At 67.4% G+C, this 17,320-nt stretch carries 15 protein-coding genes; 5 read left to right on the forward strand and 10 right to left on the reverse strand.

Annotated elements, in window-relative coordinates; translation table 11 throughout:
* Nucleotides 1-44: 44 nt before the first annotated feature.
* From CFB50_RS11390 to CFB50_RS11400, 3 genes are all read right to left on the reverse strand, one after another.
* Complete coding sequence (locus CFB50_RS11390; protein WP_089445888.1) at nt 45-1,088, reverse strand: microcin C ABC transporter permease YejB; 1,044 nt, start codon at nt 1,086-1,088, stop codon at nt 45-47.
* A gap of 52 nt (nt 1,089-1,140) precedes the next feature.
* Complete coding sequence (locus CFB50_RS11395; RefSeq protein ID WP_089445889.1) at nt 1,141-3,012, reverse strand: extracellular solute-binding protein; 1,872 nt, start codon at nt 3,010-3,012, stop codon at nt 1,141-1,143.
* 141 nt (nt 3,013-3,153) lie between these two features.
* The gene (locus tag CFB50_RS11400) at nt 3,154-3,519 is read right to left on the reverse strand and encodes a hypothetical protein (RefSeq protein WP_089445890.1); all 366 of its coding nucleotides are present in this window, start codon (nt 3,517-3,519) and stop codon (nt 3,154-3,156) included.
* Nucleotides 3,520-3,815: 296 nt separating this feature from the next.
* Between CFB50_RS11400 and CFB50_RS11405 the strand changes: the two genes are divergently transcribed.
* From CFB50_RS11405 to CFB50_RS11420, 4 genes are all read left to right on the forward strand, one after another.
* Entirely contained in the window at nt 3,816-7,034 is a 3,219-nt protein-coding gene (locus CFB50_RS11405) for an efflux RND transporter permease subunit (protein WP_089445891.1), read from the forward strand.
* A complete protein-coding gene (locus CFB50_RS11410; protein ID WP_089445892.1) occupies nt 7,024-8,199 on the forward strand; it encodes an efflux RND transporter periplasmic adaptor subunit in 1,176 nt (391 codons plus the stop codon). The genes CFB50_RS11405 and CFB50_RS11410 overlap by 11 nt, the downstream gene beginning before the upstream one ends.
* Nucleotides 8,192-9,607, forward strand: coding sequence for an efflux transporter outer membrane subunit (locus CFB50_RS11415; RefSeq protein ID WP_089445893.1), 1,416 nt, complete (start codon nt 8,192-8,194; stop codon nt 9,605-9,607). The genes CFB50_RS11410 and CFB50_RS11415 overlap by 8 nt, the downstream gene beginning before the upstream one ends.
* A gap of 113 nt (nt 9,608-9,720) precedes the next feature.
* Complete coding sequence (locus CFB50_RS11420; protein WP_089445894.1) at nt 9,721-9,978, forward strand: hypothetical protein; 258 nt, start codon at nt 9,721-9,723, stop codon at nt 9,976-9,978.
* 73 nt (nt 9,979-10,051) lie between these two features.
* On the opposite strand, the gene CFB50_RS11425 is transcribed toward CFB50_RS11420, so the two are convergent.
* From CFB50_RS11425 to CFB50_RS11435, 3 genes are read right to left on the reverse strand one after another with little or no spacing between them, the layout of a single operon-like run.
* Nucleotides 10,052-10,717, reverse strand: coding sequence for a response regulator transcription factor (locus CFB50_RS11425; RefSeq protein WP_089445895.1), 666 nt, complete (start codon nt 10,715-10,717; stop codon nt 10,052-10,054).
* Nucleotides 10,718-10,736: 19 nt separating this feature from the next.
* Complete coding sequence (locus CFB50_RS11430) at nt 10,737-12,128, reverse strand: sensor histidine kinase (protein ID WP_089445896.1); 1,392 nt, start codon at nt 12,126-12,128, stop codon at nt 10,737-10,739.
* An 11-nt stretch (nt 12,129-12,139) separates the two neighbouring features.
* Nucleotides 12,140-12,814, reverse strand: coding sequence for a response regulator transcription factor (locus CFB50_RS11435; RefSeq protein ID WP_089445897.1), 675 nt, complete (start codon nt 12,812-12,814; stop codon nt 12,140-12,142).
* A gap of 216 nt (nt 12,815-13,030) precedes the next feature.
* On the opposite strand from CFB50_RS11435, the gene CFB50_RS11440 reads away from it, so the two are divergent.
* A complete protein-coding gene (locus CFB50_RS11440; RefSeq protein WP_089445898.1) occupies nt 13,031-13,330 on the forward strand; it encodes a DUF4148 domain-containing protein in 300 nt (99 codons plus the stop codon).
* A gap of 107 nt (nt 13,331-13,437) precedes the next feature.
* Here CFB50_RS11440 and cyoD read toward each other — a convergent pair whose 3' ends face one another.
* Genes cyoD through cyoA form a run of 4 tightly spaced genes read right to left on the reverse strand, consistent with a single transcriptional unit; the run spans nt 13,438 to nt 17,276 of the window.
* On the reverse strand, nt 13,438-13,770 hold the full coding sequence (cyoD, locus tag CFB50_RS11445; protein WP_009692722.1) for a cytochrome o ubiquinol oxidase subunit IV: 333 nt from the start codon (nt 13,768-13,770) through the stop codon (nt 13,438-13,440).
* Nucleotides 13,771-14,379, reverse strand: a complete 609-nt coding sequence (cyoC, locus tag CFB50_RS11450; protein WP_069248319.1) for a cytochrome o ubiquinol oxidase subunit III — start codon at nt 14,377-14,379, stop codon at nt 13,771-13,773.
* The gene (gene cyoB, locus CFB50_RS11455; protein WP_069248320.1) at nt 14,379-16,385 is read right to left on the reverse strand and encodes a cytochrome o ubiquinol oxidase subunit I; all 2,007 of its coding nucleotides are present in this window, start codon (nt 16,383-16,385) and stop codon (nt 14,379-14,381) included. Before cyoB ends, cyoC begins: the two co-directional genes overlap by 1 nt.
* A gap of 3 nt (nt 16,386-16,388) precedes the next feature.
* Entirely contained in the window at nt 16,389-17,276 is an 888-nt protein-coding gene (gene cyoA, locus CFB50_RS11460; RefSeq protein ID WP_089445899.1) for a ubiquinol oxidase subunit II, read from the reverse strand.
* Nucleotides 17,277-17,320: the final 44 nt, after the last annotated feature.

Here is a 17,320-nt window from a genome sequence, read left to right on the forward strand (position 1 = left end):
CACCTCGCCCGGTGACGCCGGGCATGCAGACGGACGGTTTCATGTCAGCGCTCCAGGGTGTCGAATTGAATGCGCGGATCGACCCACACATAGCAGAGATCGGAGATCAGCTTGGTCGCGAGCCCGATCAGCGTGAACAGGTACAGCGTGCCGAGCACGACCGGATAGTCGCGCCGCACGACCGATTCGTACGACAGCAGCCCGAGGCCGTCGAGCGAGAACAGCGTCTCGATCAGCAGGCTGCCGGTGAAGAACGCGCCGATGAACGCGGCCGGAAAGCCGACGATCAGCGGCAGCATCGCATTGCGAAACACGTGCTTCCACAGCACGTTGCGCTCGGAGAGCCCCTTCGCACGCGCGGTCAGCACGTATTGCCGGCGGATCTGGTCGAGGAACGCATTCTTCGTGAGCATCGTGACGACCGCGAAGCTGCCGACGACCGACGCCGTGATCGGCAGCGCGATGTGCCACAGGTAGTCGAGCACCTTGCCGACGAGCGACAGCTGCGCGAAGTTGTCCGACGTGAGCCCGCGCAGCGGGAACAGCTGCCAGAACGAGCCGCCGCCGAACAGCACGAGCAGCAGCACGCCGAGCACGAAGCCCGGAATCGCATAGCCGACGAGCACGACGAGGCTCGTCGCGACGTCGAACGGCGAACCGTTGCGCACCGCCTTCGCGATGCCGAGCGGCACCGATATCAGGTACGTGAGGAAGAACGTCCACAGCCCGATGCTGATCGACACGGGCAGCTTCTGCACGACCAGCGACCACACGCTCTGGTGGCGGAAATAGCTGTCGCCGAGATCGAAGCGCGCGAAGCGCTTGAGCATCAGCCAGTAGCGTTCGAGCGGCGGTTTGTCGAAGCCGTACAGCGCCTTGAGCTGCGCGAGCTGCTGCGCGTCGACGCCGGTGTGCGCCCGCAACCCGAACGGCACCGCGCCCTGCTCCGTCGCGCCCTTGCGCAATTCCTGCACGGCCTGTTCGACGGGGCCGCCCGGCACGAACTGGATCACCGCGAACGTGAGGGTCAGCACGCCGATGAGCGTCGGGATCATCAGCAGCAGGCGTTTGAGGATGTAGCTCCACATAGGGCGTCGACTCGCGATCGGTAGGCGGGGTTGGACGTCAGGGCGGCGTGGGTCAGTGATCGGGCTTCGCCCACCAGGTCGACACGACCCAGCCCTCGGCCGAATAGTACAGCGGCAGCGTCTGCGGATAGGCAAGCGTGCGCTTGTACGCGACCCGGTGCGTCGTGCTGTACCACTGCGGGACCGCGTAGTAGCCGTGCATCAGCACGCGGTCGAGCGCGTGCGTCGCGTCGAGCAGGTCTTCGCGCGTCTGCGCGGTACCGAGCGCGTGCAGCAGCGCGTCGACGGCCGGCGACTTCAGCCCGATGAAGTTGTCGGAGCCCGGCTCGTCGGCGAACTTGCTCGCGTAACGCGAGTATTGCTCGGCGCCCGGCACCTGCACGCCCGGCAAGCGGATCGTCGTCATGTCGTAGTCGAACGCGTCGAGGCGCTTTTGCAGCAGCGCGTAATCGGCCGTCCGAAAACGTGCGTCGATGCCGAGCTTCGCCAGGTTGCGCTGGTACGCCGCCACGATCCCTTCCATCGCCGCGCCGGAATCGTCGAGGATCTCGAACGTGAACGGCTCGCCTTTCGCGTTGCGCAGCGCGCCGTCGCGATAGGTCCAGCCGGCCTGCACGAGCAGCGCGCGCGCCTTCAGCAGGTTCGCGCGCAGCGAGCCCGGCGGATTCGTGTTCGGCTGCGTGACCATCGGACCGAACACGGCCGGGTCGAGCTGCGCGCGCAGCGGCTCCAGCAGCTTCAGCTCGCCCGGGCCGGGCGTGCCGGTTGCCTGCAGGTCGGTGTCGGCGAAGTAGCTGTTCATACGCGTGTAGCCGCTGTAGAACAGCTGGCGGTTCAGCCATTCGAAGTCGAACGCGAGATCGAGCGCCTGGCGCACGCGCACGTCGCGAAACAGCGGCCGGCGCAGGTTCATGAAGAAGCCCTGCATGCCGGCGCCGTTGTGCTGGCGGAATTCACGCTTGACGAGCTCGCCGTTGTCGAAACGCTTGCCGACGTCGCGGCGCGTCCAGTTGCGCGCGATGTACTCGACGAGCACGTCGTATTCGCCGGCCTTGAACGCCTCGAGCCGCGCGACGCCGTCGCCGTACAGCTTGTAGACGATCCGCTCGAAGTTGTTGGTGCCCACCCGCACCGGCAGCTCGGCGCCCCAGTACGTCGGATTGCGCCGGTAAGTGATCGTCCGGCCGTTGTCGTAATGGTCGATCAGGTACGGGCCGCTGCCGATCGGCTGCTCGAACGCGAGCTGGTCGAACGGGATGCGCGAGCCGTCCGCGCGCAAGCCCCACTTGCGAGAAAACACCGGCACGCCGCCGGCGATCAGCGGCAATTCGCGGTTCGTGCTGCGGAATTCGAAGCGCACGGTGGCCGGATCGACGACCACGGCCTTCGCGATCTCCGCGAAATAGGCGCCGAACTGCGGCGCGGCCTGCTTGCTCTTCAGCGTGTCGAACGAGAACTTGACGTCGTCGGCGGTGACGCGCTCGCCGTTCGAGAAGCGCGCGCGCGGATTCAGGTGGAACGTAACCGACCGGCGGTCCGGTGCGATGTCGATGTCGTCGGCGAGTAGCCCGTACGCGGAGGCCGGCTCGTCCGAGCTGCCGGTCGCGAGGCTCTCGAACAGCATGTCGAGGCCCGGCGCGGAATTGCCGCGCATCGTGAACGGGTTGAACTTGTCGAACGACGTCAGCCGGTTCGGGTTCGCGAGCACCAGCGTGCCGCCCTTCGGCGCATCCGGGTTGACGTAGTCGAAATGCCTGAAGCCCGGCGGATACTTCGGCTCGCCGTACTGCGCAATGGCGTAGACCGCGTGCGCGGCGGTCGCGGCCAGCACCGCCTGCAGCACGAACACCACGGCCGTGCGGCCGGCAGTTCGTATCGCACGGCGGACGCGCGCGGCGGCGGCCCGGGGCGAACCCTTCGTCATAGAGGCCCTGTCGGTCGAATGAGGGTAGTAACGAGGGACGATTCTACCCATTCAAGCCGGCGAGCCAAAAGAAAACCGCCACGCGGGCGGTTTCTTCACGAGCGGATCGGGGGCGCGCGTCACGCGGGCGCGCCCTGCCGATCAGCGCCAGCCGTTGTGGCGGCCGCTGTCCCAGTGGCCGCGATCGCCACGATCGCCCCAGCCGCGGCCGTGACGGCGGTACCACTCGTCACGGCCCCAGTAGCGACGGCCGTCCCAGTAGCGGTCGCCGTGCCAGCCGATCACGACGGTCGGTCCCGGTGCGTACACCGGGGCGGGCGCGTAGACCGGCGCAGGCTGATAGACGACCGGCGGCGGAGGCGGCGGCGCATACACGGGTGCGGGCGCGACGTAGACCGGCGCCGGAACGCCGAGATTGATCCCGACATTGACTCCCGCCATTGCTGCGCCCGACACGAACAAGGCCGTCATACCGGTCAAGAGCGAGGCAACACGCAAGGTCTTCATGGATTCCTCTTCTGGTTGTTTCATGTGTGATTCGACTATAACGGCAAGCGCCGTCCCCGCATATTTCCACTTTGTAAGAACTGATGCGCGGCATCGCAACGAGAAGCCCGCGCTAACGTCTTGTAACAATCGGCGCCCGTCCGGCCCCTCACGGACCATTCCTAAAACATCTTTCATCCTGCCCCGCGCCCCGCGTTAAGCGGCGCCACGCACACTGCGCGAGCCGAACCGGGCTCCCGCCGCGCTTCGGCACTTCGCTGACAGGCCGGCGCCCCGCGCCGGCGGAGACCTCGCCGATGCTGAAACTCGTCCGACTCGCGCTCGCGCGCCCCTACACGTTCATCGTCCTCGCGCTGCTGATCCTGATCGCGGGGCCGCTCGCGGCGCTGCGCACGCCGACCGACATCTTCCCCGACATCCGGATTCCGGTCATCAGCGTGGTGTGGAACTACGCGGGCCTGCAACCGGCCGACATGGCCGGACGCATCGTCACCTACTACGAGCGCACGCTCGGCACGACGGTCAACGACGTTGCGCACATCGAGTCGCAATCGTTCCGCAGCTTCGGGATCGTCAAGATCTTCTTCCAGCCGAGCGTCGACATCCGCACCGCGACCGCGCAGGTCACGTCGATCTCGCAGACCGTGCTCAAGCAGATGCCGCCGGGCACCACGCCGCCGCAGATCCTCAACTACAACGCATCGACCGTGCCCGTGCTGCAACTGGCGCTGACGAGCGACACGCTGAACGAACAGCAGCTCGGCGACTACGCGACCAACGTGATCCGGCCTCAGCTGCTGTCGGTCGCGGGTGTCGCGATTCCGTCGCCGTACGGCGGCAAGGTGCGCCAGGTGCAGATCGATCTCGATCCGCAGGCGCTGCAGGCCAAGGGGCTGTCCGCGCAGGATGTCGCGACCGCGCTGGCGCAGCAGAACCAGATCATCCCGGCCGGCACGCAGAAGATCGGCGGCTTCGAGTACAACATCCGGCTCAACGACAGCCCGCTGACCATCGACCAGCTCAATGCGCTGCCGATCCGGAGCGTGAACGGCGCGGTGATCTTCATGCGCGACGTCGCGCACGTGCGCGACGGCTATCCGCCGCAGGGCAACATCGTGCGCGTCGACGGCCGGCGCGCGGTGCTGATGAGCGTACTGAAAAGCGGCTCGGCGTCGACGCTCGACATCATCTCGGGCGTCAAGGCGCAGTTGCCGCGCATCGAGGCGACCCTGCCGCCGTCGCTCAGGCTCGTCGTGATGGGCGACCAGTCCGTGTTCGTCAAGGGCGCCGTCAGCGGCGTGGCGCGCGAAGGCCTGATCGCCGCCGCGCTCACGTCCGCGATGATCCTGCTGTTTCTCGGCAGCTGGCGCTCGACGCTGATCATCGCCGCGTCCATTCCGCTCGCCGTGCTGGCCGCGATCGCGGCGCTCGCGGCCGCGGGCGAGACGCTCAACGTGATGACGCTCGGCGGGCTCGCACTCGCGGTCGGCATTCTCGTCGACGATGCCACGGTCACGATCGAGAACGTGAACTGGCACCTCGAACAGGGCAAGGCGGTGCGCGATGCAATCCTCGACGGCGCGTCGCAGATCGTCGCGCCGGCCTTCGTGTCGCTGCTGTGCATCTGTATCGTGTTCGTGCCGATGCTGCTGCTCGACGGCGTGGCCCGCTTCCTGTTCGTGCCGATGGCCGAAGCCGTGATCTTCGCGATGATCGCGTCGTTCGTGCTGTCGCGCACGTTCGTGCCGATGATGGCCCGTTACCTGTTGAAACCGCATGCCGCGCATCCGGCGGCCGCACTCGCGCCGCACGGCGCGCCTTTCCCGCCGCCACGCGCGCGCAATCCGCTCGTGGCGTTCCAGCAGGGGTTCGAGCGCCGCTTCGCCGCACTGCGCGCCGGCTACCGCGTCGTGCTCGGCCTCGCACTCGTCCACCGCGCACGTTTCGTCGCGCTGTTCCTCGCGGCGGTGGCCGTGTCGTTCGTGCTGGTGCCCTGGCTCGGCCGCAATTTCTTCCCGTCGGTCGACGCGGGCGAAATCGCGATTCACGTGCGCGCACCGATCGGCACGCGCATCGAGGAGACGGCCGCGCTGTTCGACCACGTCGAGCAGACGGTACGCGGCGTCGTGCCGCCCCACGCGATCGCGAGCATCGTCGACAACATGGGGCTGCCGAACAGCGGGATCAACCTCACGTACAGCAACAGCGGCACGATCGGCCCGCAGGACGGCGATATCCTCGTGTCGCTCACGGGGGACCACGCGCCGACCGCCGACTACGTCAAGCAGTTGCGTACGCTGCTGCCGCGCGCGTTTCCTGGCGTGACGTTCTCGTTCCTGCCCGCCGACATCGTGAGCCAGATCCTCAACTTCGGCGCGCCCGCGCCGATCGACGTGCAGGTAACCGGCCCCGATCGCGCCGCCAACCGCGCCTATGCGACCGAGCTGTTGCGGCGCATCCGCAGCGTGCCGGGGGTGGCCGACGCCCGCGTGCAGCAGGCGTCGACCTATCCGCAGTTCACCGTATCGGTCGACCGTACGCGGGCCGCGCAACTCGGCATCACCGAGCAGGACGTCACCAATGCCGTGGTCGCCAGCCTGTCCGGCACGAGCCAGGTATCGCCGACCTACTGGCTCGATCCGCACAACGGCGTGTCGTATCCGATCGTCGCGCAGACGCCCCAGTACCGGATGACGTCGCTGTCGGACCTGCGCGCGCTGCCCGTCACGGGCCGCTCGGGCGCGCCGCAACTGCTCGGCGGCCTCGCGACGATCGTGCGCGGACAGACCGACGCAGTGGTGTCGCACTACGACGTCGCCCCGCTGTACGACATCTTCGCGACGACGCAGGATCGCGATCTCGGCGCGGTCAGCGCCGACATCGAACGCGTGCTGCGCGCGAGCGCGGCCGGCTTGCCCAAGGGATCGCGCGTGACCGTGCGCGGCCAGGTACAGACGATGAACGGCGCATTCGGCGGGCTGCTCGCGGGCCTCGCCGGCGCGGTCCTGCTGATCTACCTGCTGATCGTCGTCAACTTCCATTCGTGGCGCGACGCATTCGTGATCGTGAGCGGCCTGCCCGCGGCACTCGCCGGCATCGTCTGGATGCTGTTCGTCACGCGCACGCCGCTGTCGGTGCCGGCCTTGACGGGCGCGATCCTGTGCATGGGGGTCGCGACCGCGAACAGCATCCTCGTCGTGACTTTCGCGCGCGAACGGCTCGCGCACACCGCCGATGCGGCGGTCGCCGCGCTCGAGGCCGGCTTCACGCGCTTTCGGCCTGTGATGATGACCGCACTCGCGATGATCATCGGCATGGCGCCGATGGCCCTCGGTCTCGGCGACGGCGGCGAGCAGAACGCGCCGCTCGGCCGTGCGGTCATCGGCGGCCTGCTGTGCGCGACCGTCGCCACGCTCGTGTTCGTGCCCGTCGTGTTCAGTCTCGTCCACCGGCGCGATCGCGCGCCCCGTTCCGAATCCCTGCCCCTCACTCCGGGAGAACAGCATGTCCACTGAATTCGACGTCCGCCCCCCTGGCACGCCGCGCTATCTGAAACCGCTCGCGATCGCGGGCGCCATCGCCGCGCTCGCCGTCGCGGCGGCCGGCCTCGTCGCCCGCATGCACGATGCGCACGCGGTCGCCGCCTGGACCGTGCAACAGGCCATCCCGACCGTCGCGACGGTTGCGCCGCAGCCGGCCGCGGCCGACGCGCTGGTGCTGCCCGGCCGGCTCGACGCGTACGTCGACGCGCCGATCTACGCGCGCGTGCCCGGCTACCTGCACGCGTGGTACGCCGACATCGGCGCGCATGTGAAAGCCGGCCAGTTGCTCGCGTCGATCGACACGCCCGATCTCGACCAGCAGTTGCAGCAGGCACGTGCCGACTTGGAGAGCGCGACCGCGAACGAACGGCTTGCGGCCGTCACGGCCGCCCGCTGGACCGAGATGCTCGCGCAGGATTCCGTCTCGCAGCAGGAGGCCGACGAGAAACGCAGCGACCTCGACGCGAAACGCGCGGCCGTCGCGGCGAGCACCGCCAATGTACGGCGGCTGGAAGCGCTCGAATCGTTCAAGCGGCTCACCGCACCGTTCGACGGCATCGTGACGGCCCGCAAGACCGATGTCGGCGCACTGATCGACGCCGGCAGCGGCAACGGCGCCGAGCTCTTCACCGTCTCGGACGCGCGGCGGCTGCGGCTGTACGTCCACGTGCCGCAAGACGACGCGGCCGCGATCCGCGCAGGCATGCGTGTCGCGCTGACCGTGCCCGAGCGGCCCGGCATGACGTTCGACGCCACGCTCGCCGATTCCGCCCAATCGATCGATCCGGCTTCCGGCACGCTGCTCGCGCAGTTCTCGATCGCCAACCCGGCAGGCACGCTGTTCCCGGGCGAGTACGCGCAGGTGCGGATCGCGATGCCCGGCGCCGCGCATGCGCTGTCGATTCCGGCAAGCACGCTGATCTTCCGCCACGACGGGTTGCAAGTCGCCGTGCTCGATGCCACCGGGCATGCGCGGCTGCGCAACGTATCGATCGCGACCGATCTCGGCACGCGCGTCGAGATCGCATCGGGGCTCGCGGCCGCCGACCGCGTGATCGACAATCCACCCGATTCGCTCGCGGATGGCGACCCCGTGCGTATCGCCGGCACCGCGGCGACGGAGCGTGCGCATGGCTGACCGTCTGCTCGCTGTGTGGCTGGGCAGCATCGCACTGCTCGCCGGCTGCTCGTTGGCACCGGCCTATCGCGCGCCGGCCGTTCCGGTACCGACCGCGTTTCGCGAAACGGGCGCGTGGGTCGATGCCGTACCAGCCGATCGCCTGCCGCGTGACGGCTGGTGGCGCGTGTACGGCGACGCGACACTCGACCGGCTCGAACCGCTCGTCGCGCGCGCGAATCCCGACCTGGCCGCCGCCGTCGCGCGGCACGATGAAGCCGCCGCGCTGTTCGACGAGGCGCATGCGGCATTGCTGCCGACCGTGGGGATCGATGCCGAGACCGACCGCGACCGTCAGTCCGCGCGCCGGCCGCTGCGCGGCAGCGGTCAGCCGGATACCTATGAGTCGAACTCGCTCGAAGCGGGGTTCGGCTACGACGTCGATCTGTGGGGCAAGGTCCGCAACGCGGTCGCGGCCGGTCGTGACGACGCGCAGGCGGCCGACGACGATCTCGCGTCGGTCCGGCTCAGCCTGCAGGCCGGCGTCGCCAGCACCTACTTCGACCTTGCGGGGCTCGACCGTGAAGCGGACACGCTCGCGCAGACGATCGACACATACCGCCGTGCGTGGCAACTGACGGTCAGCCGCCATCACGGCGGCCTCGCATCGGGACTCGACGTTTCGCGTGCGCAAACGCAACTCGCGCTCGCCCAGGCACGTGCGTCCGACATCGCCGCGCGTCGCGCGCTCGACGAGCATGCGATCGCGGCACTCGTCGGGGAATCCGCGTCGACGTTCTTGCTGCCGCCCGTTGCTGCGCTGCCGGGCGTGCCGTCGATTCCGACGGGACTCGCGTCGACCCTGCTCGAACGCAGGCCCGACGTCGCCGCCGCCGAACGCCGCGTCGCGGCCGCGAACGCGCGGATCGGCGTCGCACGCGCCGCGTACTTTCCCGACCTGTCGCTCGGCCTCGACGCCGGGTTCCAGAGCGATACGTTTTCGCCCTGGCTCGCCGCGCCCAACGCGATCTGGTCGATCGGGCCGCGTCTCGCGATGACGCTGTTCGACGGGGGCCGGCGTGCCGCCGGCGTACGCCATGCGCGCGCGCAGTTCGACGAACAGGGCGCGCGCTACCGCGCGGTCGTGCTGCAGGCGTTCCGCGACGTCGAGGACGATCTTGCCCAGTTGCACCGCCTCGGCGACGAATCGGACCAGGACAACGCGGCACTCATCGCGGCGCGGCATTCGCTTGCGCTGGCGATGTCGCGCTATCGCGACGGCGCGGTCAGCTATCTCGACGTGGTCACCGCGCAGACGACCGAACTCGATACGCAGATCGCGGCGCTCGACGTCGACGCCCGACGCCTGCAAGCATCCGTCGGGCTCGTGCGCGCGCTCGGCGGCGGCTGGCACGACGCGCGTTCATGAACGTTTCTTCATCGGCGCGCCCGGCGCCCGCACGGGCGCACCCGATAACGTGTTTCAGGCCGGTATCGCATCCGCGACACCGGTCTCCTCCGACCTTCGACAAGGATCACGCCATGAGGACTTTGATGTTCGCCACCCTGCTCTCCGCCCTGTGTGTCGCGCTGCCCGGCCGGGCCAGCGCAACGCAGCCCGACACCGCGACTGCACCGCGGACGTTCGCCGCGACCGCGACCGCACCGTCGTCGTCCCAACCGGCATGGAACGCACGGCCGGCCACGCCGCTGACACGCGCGCAGGTGTATCGCCAACTCGTCCGCGCCGAACACGACGGCCAGCTCGCGCAGCTCAACCGCGAACTCTATTCGCACTGACCGCACGCACTCGAGCCTGCCGCGCGACGCGCGGCATGCGCACCCTCCACCAGCCCGGCGCGATCCCGCATCGTCATCCGCCCGCGTCGAACCTGAACCCGAATCGCGCGACCGTTTCGATGCGCGCGGAAAACGCGTGTGCGGCCAGCTTGCGCCGCAATCGCACGACCAGCGCATTGACCGTCTCGGGTTCGACGTCGGCATCGCCCCATGCATAACGCAGCACGGCGTCGCGTCCGACCGGTCGCCCCGCTTCCCGCAGCAGGCATTCGACGAGACGGAATTCCCGCGTGCTGAGCGCCAGCCTCCGGCCACGCTCCTCGAGTGCGCGCGTGGCCGTGTCGAGCCGGACCGGCTCGCGCATCCCGATTACGCCAGTTCGGCGCCACAGCGCGCGCAACCGCTCGTGCAGTTCCACGAACGAACAGGGATGGGCAAGACACACATCGCAACCGGCCTGCAACATCCGTGCGCGCTGCGCAGGTGTCGTGCCGGCAACGATCGCGGCAAGCGTCGCGCCGCCGGCCGATGCGGCGAGTCGCGGCAATGCCTCGAGCATCACCGGGGCGGCGGCCGTGTCGGGCGCAACGATCACGATGGCATCGAACCGGTCCTGCTCCGCCACGAAACAGCCGTCGCGCCATTCGTCAACGCGCTCGACGCCATGCGTGCTCTCGCGAAATGCCTTGTCGAGCCGCGCGGCCTCCGGGTTCGGCGGAGAAATCAGCAGGATGCGCATCGTTCGTTCCCCGACGCCGTCATGCGAGCGAGCGCGGCCAGCATTCGACCGTGATCGCCGCACCGGCCAGCGGTGCATCGCCGATTCGCAGCGCAAAGCCGTGCACGCGCATCACCGCCGAGACGATGCTCAGCCCAAGCCCCGAGCCGCTCACATGGCGCGTGCGCTCGCCCCGATAGAAACGCTCGAGCACCGCGTCGCGTTCACCGGGCGGGATGCCGGGCCCGGTGTCCTCGATCCGCACGAGCGGCCCGCTCGGCGTTGAATGGAGCGCGACGCGCACGCGGCCGCCCGGCGGCGTGAACTTGATCGCGTTGTCCGCGAGATTGCTGAATGCCTCGAACAGCAACGCGCGATCGCCGTGAATGCGGTCGACCGATGTCGCGGCGAGTTCGAACGACACGTCGACGGCTTCGGCCAGCGGTTCATAAAGCTCGCAAACGTCGCGCAGCAAGGCCGTGACGTCGACCGCGGCAAAGCCTCCGCGCCGGCTCAACGTACCGATCTCGGAGATCCGCAGCATCGCGCGAAAGCGCTCGAGCAAGCGGTCGGTCTCGTCGCGCGCCGACGCGAGCAATGCCGACGACGCGGGATCATCCGCGCAAAACGGCTGCTCCGCGAGCCGCGCCAGCATCGTATGCACGCGTGCGAGCGGCGTGCGCAGATCGTGCGCGATGCCGTCGCAGGTATGGCGTACCTCGCCCATCAGCCGCTCGACTTCGTCGAGCATGTGGTTCACGAGATGCGCGAGCAGGTCGAGTTCGTCGTAGCGTCCGACCGGCAGCCGCTTGCCGAGATCGCCCTCGGCGATCTGCCGCGTGACGCGCCGGATCGCGGCGACGCGGCGCATCTGCCGCATGCCGAGCATGCTGCCGCCCGCGATGCCCGCGATCAGGATCATCACGCCGCCGATCACGAGCCCGCGGATCGCGACATCGCGGATCTGGATGAAATGCGACAGGTCGCGTGCCACCACCAGTGTCATCCCGTTGTCGCGGCGTACCGCCATCGCGCGCGTGATCGGCGCGGGCTGGCCGTCGAGCGGCGCAAGCGTGCGGTTCAGCGTGCGTCCGTGGCGATCCGTGCGCAGCGCGGGCAGCGTCGCGATGTCGCCGGCCACGCGGCGCCCGTTCGTGTCGAACAGCCCGTAGAAACTGGTATGCATGTGCTCGTGCTCGAGCCTCCGGTGGATCGCGAGCGGCAGCTCCGCATCGGGAATCGAATCGAAATAGATCAGTTGCCACGCGAGCACCTCGTCGGTGTCGCGCGCCATCGTGTGCGTCGCGGCCACGCTGATCACGCCCGCGAGCACGAGCAGCGAAACCGAGAAGATCGCCGCATACGCGCACAGCCACCGGAACGTCGTCGTGTGCCAGCGGCGCGTGAAGTTCGCCGCGCGAGCCGCATCCATCCGCGCCTCCGTCATGCGAGCATGTAGCCCGAGCCGCGTACCGTCTGGATCATCGGGGTCGCGCCGGGCGGATCGATCTTCTTGCGCAACCGGCCCATGTGGACGTCGATCAGGTTGGTGCCGGGATCGAAGTGATAGCCCCACACGGTCTCGAACAGCATCGTGCGCGTGATCGTCTGCCCCGCATTGCGCATCATGAATTCGAGCACGCGGAACTCGGTCGGCAGCAGCGGAATCTCGTCGGCCCCTCGACGCGCGCAGCGCGAAATGAGGTCGAGTTCGAGCGGGCCGACCTTCAACAGCGTCTGCTGCGGCACGCCCGACGCCTGCCGGCGACGCAGCAGCACCTCGATGCGGGCGCTCAGCTCGCCGGAATCGAACGGCTTCGTGAGGTAATCGTCACCACCCGCGCGCAGCCCGCGGATGCGCTCGTCGACATCCCCGAGCGCGCTCAGCATCAGCACCGGTGTATCGATGCCGACCGTGCGCATCGCGGTCAGGATCGCGAGGCCGTCCGCGCCCGGCAGCATCCGGTCGAGCGTGATCGCGTCGTACGACGCGCTCATCGCGCGCAGCATGCCTTCGCGGCCGTTGTCGATCCAGTCGACCTCGAACCCGCGCGCGGTCAGTTCGCCGACGATTTCGTTCGCGGTCACCGCATCATCCTCGACCGTCAGTACTCGCATGGTTGCCCTCGCAATGAACATCATGACGGGCGCACGCGAGGCGCCCGCGACTATCGTAGACGCCCTGATCGCCGTTCGGCGTTACATGAAAAATGCTTCATCCGGTGCGGAGGCGCACGCGTGAAACATGTTTCATCCGTGCGTCGCCCGCCCCGTCGTGCGCGCCGCCTACGCTGGCGTCATGCGGCATCGGGCCGCGCAACCAGGAGCTACCGGATGAAACTGTCGACTACCGTCGCCTGCATGCTGCTCGCATGCGCCAGCACCGCCGCGTTCGCGGCACCGCACCTGACGCCGCAGGAATGCAACGCGTATCCGTTCGTCCACACCGGTCACGGCGTCACGCATACGGACCTCGTGCGCGAGCTGACCGAACTCGAACAGGTCGGCTACGAGCCAGCGCATGCGAGCCCGTATTACCCCGACGATCTCGATGGTGCGAAAGATCGGCTCGCCGCCGAGTACCGCGCCGACTGCACGCATGCGCTGACGGCGGATGCGGGCGCACGGCACTGATCCCGCTGCCCGGCACAACACGGCCCGGAAAAACAAAAGGCGGCACTCGCGTGCCGCCTTTTGTTCGTGAACGCGCATGGATATCGATCGCTGCGCTTTGCTGCCGCTCAGCGCGACATCATGTTCATGCTGACGTTGTGCATCACCCACAGCGTGCCGACGATCAGGATCGCCGCGGTCAGCACCGTGTAGCTGAACGCCATCACGTTCCAGCGCTGGCCCGACGAGCCGTTCATGTGCAGGAAGTACACGAGGTGCACGACGATCTGCACGAACGCGAGCACCGCCAGCGCGACCAGCGACGCGTGCGGCGATAGCACGCCGCCCATCACGAGGCCGAACGACGCGGCCGTGAGCAGCACCGACAGGATGAAACCGGCGACGTAGCCGCCGACACTGCCGTGCCCTTCTTCGAGTTGAGACGAATGCGAATGGGCCATTTAGATCACGCTCGCGAGATAGACAAAGGAAAACACGCAGATCCACACGATGTCGAGGAAGTGCCAGAAGAGGCTCAGGCACGTCAGGCGTCGCAGGTCGCGATCGGTCAGGTCGCCGCCGCGGAACACGATCTGCCCGGCGAGCACGATCATCCACAGCAGGCCGGCCGTCACGTGCAGCCCGTGCGTGCCGACCAGCGTGAAGAACGCCGACAGGAACGCGCTGCGCTGCGGGCCTGCGCCCTCCGCGATCAGGTGCGAGAACTCGCGCAGCTCCATCACGAGAAACGCCGCGCCGAGCACGAACGTCACCGCGAGCCACGCGAGCAGCGCGCCGCGCCGCTGCTTGTACGCAGCGAGCATCGCGAAACCGTACGTGATGCTCGACAGCAGCAGCGCGCCCGTTTCCACCGCGACGCCCGGGATATCGAACAGGTCTTTCGCGGTCGGGCCGCCCGCATACTGCTGGCCGAGCACCGCGAACGTCGCGAACAGCGCCGCGAAGATCACGCAGTCGGTCATCAGGTACAGCCAGAACCCGAACACCGAATGCGACGGCGGATGGTCGTCGTGCTCGAGCAGGGTTGCGCTCAAGGTTTTCTGCAACATCAGTTGGCCTCCAGTTCCACGTCGTCGACGCGCGCAGCCACGCGCTTCGTCGGCTGCTTGTCTTCGATCTTCCGCACCGTCGACGCGGGGATGTAATAGCCGTCGTTGTCACGCGAGCTGTAGATCACGAGCGTCGCGACGATCCCGACGAGCCCGCCGATCGCCATCCACCAGATGTGCCACACCAGCGCGAAGCCGAGCACCAGGCTGAAGATCGCGACCACGAGGCCCGCGCAGGTATTCGACGGCATGTGGATGTCGCGAATCGCGGCCGGGTTCGGCCGGCCTTCGCCGTGTGCCTTCATGTCCGCATACGCGTCGAGCGTGCGCACGTGCGGGATCACCGCGAAGTTGTAGTCGGCCGGCGGCGACGAGGTCGCCCACTCCAGCGTGCGGCCGCCCCACGGATCGCCCGTCGTGTCGCGATACTCGGGCAGGTTGCGGTTGCGGATGCTGACCACCAGTTGCAGCAGCTGGCATGCAATGCCGATCGCGATCAGCACGGCGCCGAATGCGGCGACCAGCAGCCACGGATGCCAGGCCGGGTTGTCGTAATGGTTGATCCGGCGCGTCATGCCCATGAAGCCGAGCACGTAGAGCGGCACGAACGCAACGTAGAAACCGATCTGCCAGAACCAGAACGCCGCCTTGCCGAGCTTCTCGTTCAGCTTGAAGCCGAACGCCTTCGGGAACCAGTAGTTGAAGCCCGCGAGATAACCGAACAGCACGCCGCCGATGATCACGTTGTGGAAGTGCGCGATCAGGAACAGGCTGTTGTGCAGCACGAAGTCCGCGCCGGGGATCGCCATCATCACGCCGGTCATGCCGCCGAGCGTGAACGTGACCATGAAGCCGATCGTCCACAGCACGGGCGTCGTGAATTCGATCCGGCCGCGATACATCGTGAACAGCCAGTTGAACACCTTCACGCCGGTCGGGATCGCGATGATCATCGTCATGATGCCGAAGAACGCGTTCACGTTGGCACCCGAGCCCATCGTGAAGAAGTGGTGCAGCCACACGAGGAACGACAGCACCATGATCGCGCAGGTCGCGTACACCATCGTCTTGTAGCCGAACAGCGGCTTCTTCGCGAACGTCGAAATGACTTCCGAGAAAATGCCGAACGCCGGCAGGATCAGGATGTACACCTCTGGGTGACCCCATGCCCAGATCAGGTTCAGGTACAGCATCGCGTTGCCGCCGGCTTCGTTCGTGAAGAAGTGCATGCCGAGGTAACGGTCGAGGCCGAGCAGCGCGAGCGTCGCGGTCAGGATCGGGAACGACGCCATGATCAGCACGTTCGTGCAGAGGGCGGTCCACGTGAACACGGGCATCTTCATCAGCGTCATGCCCGGCGCGCGCATCTTGATGATCGTCACGAAGAAGTTCACGCCGGTCAGCAGCGTGCCGACGCCCGAGATCTGCAGCGCCCACAGGTAGTAGTCGACCCCTACCCCCGGACTGAACTGCAGCTCCGACAGCGGCGGATACGCGAGCCATCCCGTCTGGGCGAACTCGCCGATCACGAGCGAGATGTTGATCAGGATCGCGCTGACGGCCGTCATCCAGAACGAGAGCGAGTTGATGAACGGGAATGCGACGTCGCGCGCGCCGATCTGCAGCGGCACGATCAGGTTCATCAGGCCGACCATGAACACCATCGCCATGAAGAAGATCATGATCACGCCGTGTGCCGTGAAGACCTGGTCATAGTGGTGCGGCGGCAGGTAACCGGGCCCGTTGTACGAGAGCGCGAGCTGCATGCGCATCATGATCGCGTCCGCGAAGCCGCGCAGCAGCATGATCAGCGCGACGATGATGTACATCACGCCGAGTTTCTTGTGGTCGACCGTGGTCAGCCATTGCGTCCACAGCCATTTCCACCGGCCGGTGATCGTCAGCGCGGCGAGGATGCCCAGCACGACCAGCCCCATGAAGGCACCGGCCCCCATGATGATGGGCTGATCGAACGGGATCGCCGAGAGTGTGAGTTTGCCGAACATGCGTTACCCCTTCGTGCCGCAGGCGGCGTCCTTCAGGTCGAGGACGTGGCCATCGTTGTATTTCGCGATGATGTTGTGGAAGAGCCGCGGATCGACCGACGAGAAGTAGCGCACGGGCGCCTTCTCGCTCGGCTGCGCGACGGTGCCGTACACGGTCGCGTCGAGCCGGTCCGGCGACGCCTTCACCTTCTGCACCCATGCATCGAACTGTTCGCGCGGCTCGGCGAGCGTGCGGAACTTCATGTCGGAGAAGCCGCGGCCGCTGAAGTTGGCGGACGTGCCCGCATAGTTGCCGGGCTCGTCGGCGATCAGGTGCAGGCGCGTCTGCATGCCGGCCATCGCGTAGACCTGGCCGCCGAGCTGCGGGATGAAGAACGAGTTCATCACCGAATCCGACGTGATGCGGAAGTTCACCGGCGTGCCGACGGGAATCGCGAGCTGGTTCACCGACGCGATGCCGAGTTCCGGATAGATGAACAGCCACTTCCAGTCGAGCGCGACGACCTCGACGTCGATCGGCTTCACCGACGACTCGAGCGGCTTGTACGGGTCGAGCTCGTGCGTGGTCTTCCACGTGAGCACGCCGAGGAACAGGATGATCAGCGTCGGCACCGTCCAGATCACGACCTCGATCGCGGTCGAGTGCGACCAGTTCGGCGCGTAGGTGGCGTTGCGGTTCGACGCGCGGTAACGCCACGCGAACCACAGCGTGAGCAGGATCACCGGCACGACGACGATCAGCATCGCCCAGGTGGACGTCGCGATCAGCGCCTTTTCGGCAGCGCCTACGCTTCCTTTCTGATTTAGTACATCTAAATTACAGCCTGACAGGCTCAAAGCCGCGCCGATCGACATCAGCGCCACTCCGCCTTTTGAAGCTTTTCTTTTCATCACACAGCCCGAGGGTCATTGAATCCGTTTGCGTATGCCCGATG

Source organism: Burkholderia sp. AU33423, assembly GCF_002223135.1.
GTDB lineage: Bacteria > Pseudomonadota > Gammaproteobacteria > Burkholderiales > Burkholderiaceae > Burkholderia > Burkholderia lata_D.

Bases quoted from the DNA above. Each gene is read 5' to 3' on its own strand.
- CFB50_RS11440 (WP_089445898.1), top strand. From the start codon at position 13,031: ATGAAACTGTCGACTACCGTCGCCTGCATGCTGCTCGCATGCGCCAGC.
- CFB50_RS11435 (WP_089445897.1), bottom strand. From the start codon at position 12,814: ATGCGAGTACTGACGGTCGAGGATGATGCGGTGACCGCGAACGAAATC.
- CFB50_RS11400 (WP_089445890.1), bottom strand. From the start codon at position 3,519: ATGAAGACCTTGCGTGTTGCCTCGCTCTTGACCGGTATGACGGCCTTG.
- cyoB (WP_069248320.1), bottom strand. From the start codon at position 16,385: ATGTTCGGCAAACTCACACTCTCGGCGATCCCGTTCGATCAGCCCATC.
- CFB50_RS11410 (WP_089445892.1), top strand. From the start codon at position 7,024: ATGTCCACTGAATTCGACGTCCGCCCCCCTGGCACGCCGCGCTATCTG.
- CFB50_RS11415 (WP_089445893.1), top strand. From the start codon at position 8,192: ATGGCTGACCGTCTGCTCGCTGTGTGGCTGGGCAGCATCGCACTGCTC.
- cyoD (WP_009692722.1), bottom strand. From the start codon at position 13,770: ATGGCCCATTCGCATTCGTCTCAACTCGAAGAAGGGCACGGCAGTGTC.
- CFB50_RS11395 (WP_089445889.1), bottom strand. From the start codon at position 3,012: ATGACGAAGGGTTCGCCCCGGGCCGCCGCCGCGCGCGTCCGCCGTGCG.
- cyoA (WP_089445899.1), bottom strand. From the start codon at position 17,276: ATGAAAAGAAAAGCTTCAAAAGGCGGAGTGGCGCTGATGTCGATCGGC.
- CFB50_RS11405 (WP_089445891.1), top strand. From the start codon at position 3,816: ATGCTGAAACTCGTCCGACTCGCGCTCGCGCGCCCCTACACGTTCATC.
- CFB50_RS11390 (WP_089445888.1), bottom strand. From the start codon at position 1,088: ATGTGGAGCTACATCCTCAAACGCCTGCTGCTGATGATCCCGACGCTC.
- CFB50_RS11420 (WP_089445894.1), top strand. From the start codon at position 9,721: ATGAGGACTTTGATGTTCGCCACCCTGCTCTCCGCCCTGTGTGTCGCG.
- cyoC (WP_069248319.1), bottom strand. From the start codon at position 14,379: ATGTTGCAGAAAACCTTGAGCGCAACCCTGCTCGAGCACGACGACCAT.
- CFB50_RS11430 (WP_089445896.1), bottom strand. From the start codon at position 12,128: ATGGATGCGGCTCGCGCGGCGAACTTCACGCGCCGCTGGCACACGACG.
- CFB50_RS11425 (WP_089445895.1), bottom strand. From the start codon at position 10,717: ATGCGCATCCTGCTGATTTCTCCGCCGAACCCGGAGGCCGCGCGGCTC.